This window comes from Streptomyces sp. NPDC059900, assembly GCF_050270335.1.
In the GTDB taxonomy this organism is placed as follows: Bacteria; Actinomycetota; Actinomycetes; order Streptomycetales; family Streptomycetaceae; genus Streptomyces.
Genome location: NZ_JBNNJZ010000278.1, coordinates 1 through 10712, shown reverse-complemented (window position 1 = coordinate 10712; position 10712 = coordinate 1). Strand labels below are relative to the sequence as shown.

At 71.0% G+C, this 10712-nt stretch carries 8 protein-coding genes and 1 pseudogene; 5 read left to right on the top strand and 4 right to left on the bottom strand.

The annotated features are described in order from the left end of the window. Nucleotides 1-512, bottom strand: a pseudogene (locus ACQKIP_RS28770) (4-alpha-glucanotransferase); the annotation flags it as partial. Beyond that, entirely contained in the window at nucleotides 513-749 is a 237-nt protein-coding gene (locus ACQKIP_RS28765) for a hypothetical protein (RefSeq protein WP_361186191.1), read from the bottom strand. A gap of 309 nt (nucleotides 750-1058) precedes the next feature. Between ACQKIP_RS28765 and ACQKIP_RS28760 the strand changes: the two genes are divergently transcribed. Further along, complete coding sequence (locus ACQKIP_RS28760) at nucleotides 1059-4028, top strand: beta-N-acetylglucosaminidase domain-containing protein (RefSeq protein ID WP_365857698.1); 2970 nt, start codon at nucleotides 1059-1061, stop codon at nucleotides 4026-4028. A gap of 60 nt (nucleotides 4029-4088) precedes the next feature. Here ACQKIP_RS28760 and ACQKIP_RS28755 read toward each other — a convergent pair whose 3' ends face one another. Continuing rightward, nucleotides 4089-4625: an HNH endonuclease gene (locus tag ACQKIP_RS28755; protein ID WP_190080400.1), complete on the bottom strand. Its 537-nt coding sequence runs from the start codon at nucleotides 4623-4625 to the stop codon at nucleotides 4089-4091. Between the two features lie 266 nt (nucleotides 4626-4891). On the opposite strand from ACQKIP_RS28755, the gene ACQKIP_RS28750 reads away from it, so the two are divergent. Continuing rightward, nucleotides 4892-5974, top strand: coding sequence for a mechanosensitive ion channel family protein (locus tag ACQKIP_RS28750; protein WP_365857696.1), 1083 nt, complete (start codon nucleotides 4892-4894; stop codon nucleotides 5972-5974). A 15-nt stretch (nucleotides 5975-5989) separates the two neighbouring features. Here the strand turns inward: ACQKIP_RS28750 and istB are convergent, their stop codons facing one another. After that, nucleotides 5990-7222: an IS21-like element helper ATPase IstB gene (istB, locus tag ACQKIP_RS28745; protein ID WP_365857694.1), complete on the bottom strand. Its 1233-nt coding sequence runs from the start codon at nucleotides 7220-7222 to the stop codon at nucleotides 5990-5992. 305 nt (nucleotides 7223-7527) lie between these two features. Between istB and ACQKIP_RS28740 the strand changes: the two genes are divergently transcribed. The 3 genes from ACQKIP_RS28740 to ACQKIP_RS28730 form a co-directional block, all read left to right on the top strand. After that, nucleotides 7528-8706 carry an ROK family transcriptional regulator gene (locus ACQKIP_RS28740; protein WP_365857692.1) on the top strand — a complete coding sequence of 393 codons (1179 nt, stop codon included), beginning with the start codon at nucleotides 7528-7530 and terminating at the stop codon, nucleotides 8704-8706. A gap of 74 nt (nucleotides 8707-8780) precedes the next feature. Beyond that, a complete protein-coding gene (locus tag ACQKIP_RS28735; protein WP_365857690.1) occupies nucleotides 8781-10121 on the top strand; it encodes an ABC transporter substrate-binding protein in 1341 nt (446 codons plus the stop codon). 15 nt (nucleotides 10122-10136) lie between these two features. After that, nucleotides 10137-10712: carbohydrate ABC transporter permease (locus ACQKIP_RS28730; protein ID WP_427744527.1), on the top strand; the 576-nt coding region annotated here is incomplete at its 3' end.

The following is a 10712-nucleotide window of genomic DNA, read 5'->3' as shown; positions in this document are numbered from 1 at the left end:
GCGTGCGCCGGAGGCTGCGCGTGCGCCGGAGGCTGCGCGTGCGCCGGAGGCTGCGCGTGCGCCGGAGGCTGCGCGTGCGCCGGAGGCTGCGCGTGGGCCGGGGGCTGCGCGTGCGGCTGCGGGGCCTCTGCGCCGCCTCCCCGCGGCGTCTCCCACTCCACCGACTTCCCGCGCTCCGTGTCGACGCGCACCCGCGTGCCCGGCGGCAGCCCGGCCAGGGGCGCGGCCGTGTCGGGGCCGCCCTGCCACATCACCACGGTCGGCGGCAGCAGCCGGGCGGACAGCTGCGCCTCACGGTCCGTGAGGGCGCGCCGCAGCGCCTCGGGGGTGCTCGCGTCCACGTCGAGGGCGGCGAGCGCCGCGAGCACCGCGGCGTCGGCGGCCGCGACCGTGCGGCCGGGGGACGGGGAGTAAGAAGTGGCCACGCCATGCAGGGCGGCAAGGCGGGAAAGTCCGGTGGGTGCAGCGGATCCGGTGGGTTCGGTGGCTCCGGCGACTCCGGGTGGGGCCATCTAGACCCCCATGTAGGCCAGGCCCGACGCGGTGCCGGTGGAGGTCGGCTCGCTGGTCAGCGGAGCGGCGTCGGCGAGCGGGGGCTCGCTCGTCAGGGGTGCGTAGTCGGCGAGCGGGGGCTCGCTGGTCAGGGGCGGCTCCAGGCAGCCGCAGGAGCAGGATCCGTCCAGTCCGGAGTCAGGACCGGAGACCTGTTTGGAAAGAGCGGAGAGCAGGAGGTTCGCGGAAGCGGGCACGTAGGGCTCCAATGTCAGGGGGCAGGACGGTCTTAGACAGCAGGCCTACCCAGTGCGCGGGATCGCAGACATATCCGTTGTATGAACGTGCGCGTACTCACATTCGTTTCCCCGGGCGGGGGTCCGAACGCAAGATCTTCCTTTCCCCGTGTCCCGCGTTCCAGTCCCGGCAATGTCACACGGAAGAAAACTCGCACAACACCCACGCCCGTTGACACTCCGGCCACGCGAGTGGTGGGCTCGGTGACGCCCTGACACGGCAAGAGCACCAAACGTGATCATCAGGACGAGTGACACCGAGGAGAGGCCGTGCAACTGCGGCGCAGGAAGGGCGCGGCCGCCATCGCCGTCGCCGTCATCGCAGGCGCTCTCGGTGGCGCCCCCGGCGCCGTCGCCGCCCCCGGGCTCCCCGGAAAACCCGGCACCCCGGCCGCCTCCCCCGACGCCCCCGGCTCTCCGGGCGACGACCGCGAGAGCGACGGCACCCTCCCCCCGGTCTGGCCCCGCCCCCAGTCGATGAGCGCGGCAGGCGCCCCGGTCACCGTCACGGACGAGGTCCTCCTGGTCACAGGGCAGGACCCGGACCCGTACGCGACGGACACCCTGCGCGCCCTCCTCCGCGACGCGGGCGCCGGAAAGATCACCGAGGTGAAGGACGGCGACCCGCTCCCCGCATCAGGCGGCCGGCTCGTCGTCCGCGCCGACGGCACCGGCACCGAAGGCACCGGCGCCGACCGGGCCCTGCGCACGCTGGGCGCCCGGGACCGGCGCGACCTCCCCTCCGGCGGCTACCGCATCGCGGTGGGCCGGATCGGCGGCCAGGACACGGTCGCCCTCGCGGGCACGGGCGAGGACGGCCTCTTCCACGGCGTACAGACCCTGCGTCAATTGCTCACCGGGAGCAGCGCCGGGAGCACCATTCCCGGCGTCCGGATCCGCGACTGGCCCGGCACCGCCGTCCGCGGCATGACGGAGGGTTTCTACGGCACTCCGTGGACCCGTGCACAGCGTCTGGACCAGCTGGACTTCATGGGCCGCACGAAGCAGAACCGGTACCTCTACGCCCCGGGCGACGACCTCTACCGCCAGGCGCGCTGGCGCGAGCCCTACCCCGCGCAGCAGCGCGCCGACTTCCGCGCCCTCGCCGAGCGGGCCCGGGCCAATCACGTGACGCTCGCCTGGGCCGTCGCCCCCGGCCAGGCCATGTGCATGTCGTCCGACAAGGACGTCAGGGCCCTGAACCGCAAGATCGACGCGATGTGGGCCCTGGGCGTACGCGCCTTCCAGTTGCAGTTCCAGGACGTCAGCTACAGCGAGTGGCACTGCGACGCGGACGCGGACGCCTTCGGTTCGGGGCCCGGGGCCGCCGCGAAGGCGCAGTCCCGCGTCGCCAACGCGGTCGCCGCGCACCTGGCCGAGCGCCACCCCGGCGCGAAGCCGCTGTCGCTGATGCCCACGGAGTACTACCAGGACGGCGCCACCGCGTACCGCGACGCCATCGCGGAGCGGCTCGACGGCGGCATCGAGGTGGCGTGGACGGGCGTCGGCGTGGTCCCCCGGACCATCACCGGCAAGGAACTCGCGGGTGCCCGCAAGGCATTCGGCTCGCACCCGCTCGTGACGATGGACAACTACCCCGTCAACGACTTCGCGCAGGACCGCATCTTCCTCGGCCCCTACACCGGCCGCGAGCCCGCGGTGGCCACCGGCTCGGCGGCGCTGCTCGGCAACGCCATGGAGCAGCCCTCCGCGTCGCGCATCCCCCTGTTCACGGCCGCCGACTACGCCTGGAACCCGCGCGCCTACCGCCCGCACGAGTCCTGGCTCGCCGCGATCGACGACCTGGCGGGCGGCGACGGGAAGGCGCGGGGCGCCCTGCGGGCCCTCGCGGGCAATGACGCGTCCTCCGTGCTCGGCGCCGACGAATCGGCGTACCTGCGCCCGCTCATGGACGACTTCCGACGCGCGCGTACGACGACGGACACCGCCCGCATCAAGAAGTCCGCACAGGCCCTGCGGGACGCCTTCACCGTCATGAAGGAGGCGCCGCGGCGGCTCGCCGGCAGCGACATCAAGGCCGAGGTGCGCCCCTGGGTCGATCAGCTGGCGCGCTACGGAGAGGCGGGCGAGGCGGCGGTCGACATGCTGCGCGCGCAGTCGGCCGGCGACGGCGCGGCCGCCTGGCGCGCCTCGCGCACCCTGACCGGCCTCCGAAAGGAACTGAAGGCCGCCCGGGTGACGGTCGGCAAGGGCGTCCTCGCCCCCTTCCTCACGAGCTCCCAGAAGGCGTACGAAGCCTGGGCGGGGCTCGACACCGAGCAGGCGTCGGACCGCGCGACGGTACGCACGCCCCGCGCCCGCCCCCTCACGGCGGTGACGGCACTCACCGACCCCGGCACCAGGGGCGGCATCGAGGCGCATGTCCCCGGTAAGGGCTGGCGCCGCATCGGCGCCCTGTCCGGCACGGGCTTCACGGAGGTCAGCCCCGAGGGGGCAGGCCCGCGCGCCGACGCCGTCCGCGTCACGGTCACCGAGGGCACCGTCCGCCACATCGTGCCCTGGTACGCGGACTCGCCCGGCGCCCGCCTGTCCCTGTCCCGCACGGAGGCCGACGTGGAGATCGGCGGCGACCCGCAGCGGATCACGGCGAAGCTGACGCCCCTGCGCCCCGGCGACGTACGGGGCAGGGTCACTGCGAAGGCGCCCGGGGGCATCAAGGTGCGCACCCCGGAGAAGTCCGTCCTGCCGCGCGGCACGCAGGTGGACGTCCCCGTCGACGTCACCGTCCCGGAGGGCACGCGCGCGGGAACGTACGAACTGCCGGTCACCTTCGACGGCCGGACCAGGACGGTCTCGATCCGCGCCTACCCGCGCACCGCGGGCCCCGATCTGGCGCGCGGCACGAAGGCGTCGTCGTCGGGCGACGAGACGAAGGACTTCCCGGCGTCAGGCGCCAACGACGGCGACCCCGAAACCCGCTGGTCCTCCGCGTACGAGGACGGCGCCTGGTGGCAGACGGAGCTCAAGGAGCCGGTCAGGCTCGGCCAGGTGGTCCTGCGCTGGCAGGACGCGTACGCGGCGGGCTATCGCGTGCAGACGTCCGCCGACGGCAGGACCTGGCGCACGGCGGCGACCGTGAAGGACGGCAAGGGCGGCCGGGAGGCGGTCCGCATGGACGCCCGGGACACGCGCTACCTGCGCATACAGGGCGACAAACGAGCCACCCGCTTCGGCTACTCCCTCTGGTCGGTGGAGGCATACGCCGTGGCGGAGGACTGACGGCGCCGAAGGGCCGGAGCGGGGCGAACCGCTCCGGCCGCACGTAAAAGCCCGGATCTCTCAGGCGGAAATGCCGTCGATCCGGGCCATGGCGTCGTCCGCGCCGAACGGCTGCAAGTACGGCAGCCAGCGCGGATCCCTATGCCCGGTCCCGATGATGCGCCACGCCAGACCCGAGGGCGGCGCGGGCTTGTGACGCAGGCGCCACCCCAGCTCCAGGAGATGACGGTCCGCCTTGGTGTGGTTGCAGCGGCGGCAGGACGCCACCACGTTCTCCCAGGCGTGCTGACCGCCACGGCTCTTCGGAATGACGTGGTCGACGCTGGTTGCGACGCCACCGCAGTACATGCACCGACCGCCGTCGCGGGCGAAGAGCGCCCGCCTGGTCAGAGGAACGGGCCCCCGGTAGGGGACCCGGACGAACCGCTTGAGGCGGACCACGCTGGGTGCGGGGACAGTGCGCGTTGCGCTGTGCATGAAGGCGCCGGATTCCTCGAGGCAGAGAGCCTTGTTCTCCAGGACGAGGACGAGCGCGCGGCGGAGCGGTACGACGCCCAGAGGCTCGTACGACGCATTGAGGACCAGGACGTGCGGCACGGATGCCTCCTTGTACGCCGGCGGCGCGTGGCTCGCGCCGGGACGATCTGTAGCCAGTCTCCCCTCATGCCTGGTCCAAGCGCCACCATGTGCTCGTAACGGCCTTGGAGTGTTTTCGACCACACATGTACAACACCCTCATCTTCCCCAAGTGAGCACTGTCTCTCCCTCGAACATCACAACGATCCACACACAATGCCCCGTTAGTGTGGTGACTCTGCCTGGTGCATCTCCTGGGCAGGCCGCTATGCCTGGAGGTACCTGCCGTGTTCCTGTCCGTCCTGTCAGCAGCCGGAACGGACCCGGACGACAAGACGACGCCGAAGCCCCCGACCTTGGAAGACGCCCAGGAGCACGCGACGAACGCGGCGAGCTGGGTCGAGCAGAACTGGTCGGCGTGGCTGGGCATCGGGCTCCGCATCCTGCTGATCGTCGCCGTCGCCGTCGTCCTGCGTGTGGTCATCCGGCGCTCGATCACCAAGCTCATAGAACGCATGAACCGCACGGCTCAGTCCGTGAACGGCACGGCGCTCGGCGGCCTCCTGGTCAACGTGGAGCGCCGCCGCCAGCGCTCGCAGGCGATCGGCTCGGTGCTGCGCTCGGTGGCCTCGTTCCTGATCCTGGGCACGGCCGCGCTGATGATTCTCGGCACATTCCAGATCAACCTCGCCCCGCTGCTCGCCTCCGCGGGCGTCGCGGGCGTGGCGATCGGTTTCGGTGCCCGCAACCTCGTCACGGACTTCCTCTCCGGCGTCTTCATGATCCTCGAGGACCAGTACGGCGTGGGCGACTCGATCGACGCGGGCGTGGCCTCCGGCGAGGTGATCGAGGTCGGTCTGCGCGTGACGAAGCTGCGCGGCGAGAACGGCGAGATCTGGTACGTCCGCAACGGCGAGGTCAAGCGCATCGGCAACCTCAGCCAGGGCTGGTCCACGGCGGGCGTGGACGTCACCGTGCGTCCGGACGAGGACCTGGAGAAGGTGCAGGCCAAGCTGGTCGAGGTCGGCGAGGCCATGGCCAAGGACGAGCCGTGGAACGAGCGCCTGTGGGGCCCGGTCGAGGTCCTGGGCCTGGACAGCGTGCTGCTCGACTCGATGGTCGTACGGGTCTCCGCGAAGACGATGCCGGGCAACGCGCTCGGCGTGGAGCGCGAGCTGCGCTGGCGCATCAAGCGGGCCTTCGACGCGGCGGGCATCCGCATCATCGGCGGGCTCCCGCTCCAGGCGACGGAAGAGGCGGCCGCGGACCCGACGGCGGGCATGTCGGCCCCCTCGGCGTACGCGTCCACGACCTCGCCGCAGTCGCTCGCGGCCTCGCCGATAGCACCGCCGCCGAACCTCTCGAAGTAGCGCCGCGCCGGCAGGTCAGCCGGCGCGCCCGGAGGTTTCCAGGTGCACCGGGCGCCGCGTCCGGTAGCTGTCGGCGTCCAGGGCGACGATCTCCGCATGGTGGGCCAGGCGGTCCACCGTCGCGCAGGCCGTCGCCCCTTCGCCGAGCACCTCGCCCCAGCGCCCGAGCGCCAGGTTGCCGGTGACGATCAGCGACGCCCGTTCGTAGCGGTGCGAGACGAGCCGGAAGAGCAGGTGGGCGTCCTCGGAGTCGAAGGGCACATAGCCGACCTCGTCCACCACGAGCACCGGATAGGCGTCGAGGCGGGACAGCTCCTTGCCGAGCCGGCCCGCGGCCTTGGCGTCCGCGAGCCGGGCGCACCATTCCGCGGCGGTCGCGAAGAGCACCCGGTGCCCGGCCTGGCAGGCCCGTACGCCCAGGGCGACCGCAAGGTGCGTCTTGCCGGTGCCGGGCTCGCCGAGCAGCACCACGTTCGCCTTGCGGGTGACGAAGTCGGCCTTGCCGAGGCGGGCGATCACCTCCGGCCCGGGTGCGCGCAGCCGCCCCTCGTCGAACATCTCCAGGACCTTCCTGGCCGGGAACCCGGCGGCCTCGATCCGCTCCTCCGCCCCCGGACCCGCGCCCGGGCCCGCCTCCGTTTCCCGTGCCGCGTACGGCTGCGCGTACGGCTGTGTCCCCTCCCCGCCGTCCCGCTGGCCGGGGATCACCACGGCGTGCGCGTCCTCTCCCCGGTGCATGCCGCGCGCCCTCGCCTCCTGCGCCGCCATGGGCCCGGACATGTACGCGAGGATGGCCGCCGAGGCGATGAACGCCATGTGGATGACCGTGCCCCAGAGCAGATCGTGCCGGGGCGTGTGGTGCACGTCGACGAACATCTGGAGCAGATGCACCGACGAGATCCCCACGATGGCCGTGGCCAGCTTCACCTTCAGCACGTTGGAGTTCACGTGCGACAGCCACTCGGGCTGGTCCCGGTGGCCCTGGAGGCCGATCCGCGACACGAAGGTCTCGTATCCGCCGACGATCACCATGATCAGCAGATTGGCGATCATCACCACATCGACGAGCTTCAGGACGGCGAGCATGACGTGCGTCTCGTCCGCGTGCCCGCTGACCACGTGGTGGATGAGGTGCCACAGCTCCATGAAGAACTTGTAGACGTACACCCCCTGGGCGGCCACCAGGCCGAAGTACAGGGGTGCTTGGAGCCAGCGGGTCGCGAAGAGGGAACACCCCAGGGTGGTCATGTTCGGTGGGGACGAGGCGGAGCGGGACACCAGACCTCCAACAGCCGTGAGGGTCGTCATTCTTGTGGCCCGCGACCGACAATCTGAATTCGCGCCACCCGTTGGGATGAATAGAAATCCAGTCGGACAAGACCGGCGGCCCGACCGCGCCGGGAGCACTCCGTGCAACGCCGGACCCCGCCAGGTAACGACTTGGTTGCCGCGGCGGCGTCCGCTATTGACGCCCGATTCACGCCGGCCGTACGGTCCTCACGAATTGGAAAGTTTCCTAACAGTTAGCGGTCACTGGAAGAGCAGGTGTCGTGATGGCAGCAGCAGGCAGCACTCCGGGAACCCCGGGCACGCCCAGCGTCCTGCGCGCCATGAACGACCGGGCGGTGCTCGACCTGCTCGTCGTGCACGGCCCGCTCACCCGCACCCGTATCGGTGAGTTGACCGGGCTCTCCAAGCCGACCACCTCGCAGCTGCTCGGCCGCCTGGAGGCCGCGGGCCTCGTGCACACCACGGGCAGCCTCAGCGGCCGGCCGGGACCCAACGCCCTGCTGTACGAGATCCATCCGGGCGCCGCCCATGTCGCCGCCCTCTCCGCCGACCCCACCGGGATCACCGCGCTGGTCGCCGACATCACGGGCACCGTCATCGGCCGGGCCCGCGTCGAGGCGGACGCGGTGGCCGAGGACGTGCGCCACCGCACCGCGCAGCTGGTCGCGGAGGCCGTCGACGAGGCGCTGCGCCAGGCGGGGCTCGGCCACGACGACTTGCGGGCCGCGGTGATCGGCACCCCCGGCGCCATCGACCCGCACACCGGCGAGCTGCGGTACGCCCCGCATCTGCCGGGCTGGCACTCGCGGACGCTGCGCGACGATCTCGCCGCCGTCCTCGGCACGCCCGTCGACATCGAGAACGACGTCAATCTGGCCGCCGTCGCCGAGCAGTACGAAGGCGCCGCCCAGGACAACGACAACTACGTCCTGACCTGGCTCGACGACGGCGTCGGCGCCGCCATCGTGCTCGGCGGCAATCTGCTGCGCGGCGCGACGGGCGGCGCGGGCGAGATCGGCTACATGCCGCTGCCCGGCGCGCCCCTGGCGCACGGCGGCCCCGAGGCGACGCGCGGCCCGGACGGAGGCGGCGGCTTCCAGAGCCTGGTCTCCGCCCCGGTCGTACGGCAACTCGCGGGCGGCGTCGCCACATTGGCGGACGCCTTCGCGGACGACACCGTCCTCGCCGAGGTCGCACGGCGCCTGGCCACCGGCATCGCCGCGGTCGTCGCCGTCGTCGACCCCGAACTCGTCGTGCTCTCCGGCTCGGTGGCCCAGGCGGGCGGCGACAAGCTGCGCGTCAGGGTCGAGGAGGAGCTGACAGGGCTCGCACTGCCGCGCCCGCAGATCCGCATCAGCGAACTCGACGGCGACCCGATCCTCACCGGCGCCCTGCGCTCGGCCCTCACCCAGGCCCGCGACCAGGTCTTCGACACGGCCTGAGCTCCACCTTCACGCACGAAGCACCCCCCTCTCCTGCCCCTCCCCTCCCCCGTACTCCGTAAAGGAAGTCCGCCATGCCGCGATGGCGCATGCCCATCTGCGCGTCCGCGGCGCTCGCCGCAGCCGGTCTCTTGCTCTCCGGCTGCGCCAACCCGAGCGTCGGCAGCGCGAACGACGACCCGACCAAGCCGGTCACCCTGAAGTTCTGGCACGGCTGGTCGACGCCCGGCGAGGTCAAGGCCGTCAACGAAAGCATCGGCCGCTTCGAGAAGCTGCACCCGAACATCGACGTGCAGGCCACCGGGAACGTCTCCGACGAGACGATCAACCAGGCCCTGCGGGCGGGCGGCGACAAGGCTCCGGACGTGGTGTCCTCGTTCACCACCAACAACGTGGGCCAGTACTGCGACTCCGGGATGTGGGCGGACCTCGATCCGTTCATGAAGAAGACCGGTCTCGACAAGCACAAGACCTTCCCCAAGACGCTGCTCGACTACACGAGTTACCAGGGCAACCAGTGCGCCCTGCCGCTGCTCGCGGACGCCTTCGGGATGTACTACAGCAAGGACGCCTACAAGAAGGCGGGCATCGAGCGACCGCCCCGCACGATGTCCGAGTTCGAGGAAGTCTCGAAGAAGCTGACCATCCGCGACGGCAAGGGCTCGTACAAGCAGGTCGGGTATCTGCCGAACTTCCGCTTCTACCAGAACAGTCCGGACCGGCTCTTCGCGCAGTGGGGCCCCGAGTACTTCGACGCCGCGGGCGATGCGCGCCTGGCCGACGAACCGAAGACGTACCAGTTCTTCAAGACCGCGCGACAACTCGCCGATGCACAGGGCGGGTTCGCCGGCCTGGAGAAGTTCCGGATGTCCTTCGGCGACGAGATGTCCAGCCAGAACGCCTTCCTGACCGGCAAGGTCGCCATGCATCTGGACGGTGAGTGGCGCGGTCTGATGCTGGACGAGGCGAAGGCGGGGTTCGACTGGGGCGTGGCCCCGCTGCCCGTCCCCGACGACCAGGCCGACACGTACGGGCGCGGCTTCATCACCGGCACCGTCGCCGGGATCGCGCACAGCAGCAAGCACCAGAACGCCGCGTGGGAGCTGGTGCGGTTCCTGACCGCGGACACGAAGCAGGTCGTGAACTTCGCGAACGCCATCCACAACGTGCCCTCCACGTTCGCCGCGCTCAAGTCGCCCGACCTGGACGCCGATCCGACCTTCCGGACCTTCTTCGACATCCTCCGGAACAAGCACAGCAAGGCCCTGCCGCCCTCCGTGAACGGCGGCGCGTACGTCGTCTCCCTCCAGGACTTCGCCTACGGCGTCGAGTCCGGGCGCGTCTCCGATCTGCGCAAGGGCCTGAAGAAGCTCGACGAGCAGATCGACGCCGACACCCTCCAGTCGAAGAGCTGAGCTGAGGACCCCGCCATGGCAATGACCCTCTCCAACCCCGCGCGCCGCAGACTGCGCACGCTCGGGTTCCTGTCCCCCTGGCTGGTCGGCTTCAGCGTCTTCTTCGCGTATCCGCTGATCGCCACCGTCTACTTCTCGTTCATGCACTACAACCAGATCAAGGAGCCCACCTTCGTGGGCCTGCGGAACTGGAAGTACGTGTTCGAGCAGATGCCCCTGTTCGGCCCGGCCCTGTGGAACACCCTCTGGCTGGTCGTGATCATGGTGGCCGTGCGGGTCGTCTTCGGGCTCTCGCTCGGGCTGCTCATCACGAAGATCAAGACGGGCGCCGGGTTCTTCCGCACCGCCTTCTACATCCCCTACCTCGCCCCGCCGGTGGCCGCCACCGTCGCCTTCGTCTTCCTGCTCAATCCGGGCTCGGGCCCGGTGAACGAGATCCTCCAAGCGGTCGGCATCTCCGGGCCCAACTGGTTCAACGACCCCGACACCGCCAAGCCCTCGCTGGTGCTGCTCTCCCTGTGGGGCATCGGCGATCTCATGGTCATCTTCATGGCGTCCCTGCTCGACGTGCCCAAGGAACAGTACGAGGCC

Excerpts from the sequence above, each read along its gene's own strand:
- istB (WP_365857694.1), bottom strand. The coding sequence starts at position 7,222 with ATGACCACCCTGGGGTGTTCCCTCTTCGCGACCCGCTGGCTCCAAGCA.
- ACQKIP_RS28740 (WP_365857692.1), top strand. The coding sequence starts at position 7,528 with ATGGCAGCAGCAGGCAGCACTCCGGGAACCCCGGGCACGCCCAGCGTC.
- ACQKIP_RS28735 (WP_365857690.1), top strand. The coding sequence starts at position 8,781 with ATGCCGCGATGGCGCATGCCCATCTGCGCGTCCGCGGCGCTCGCCGCA.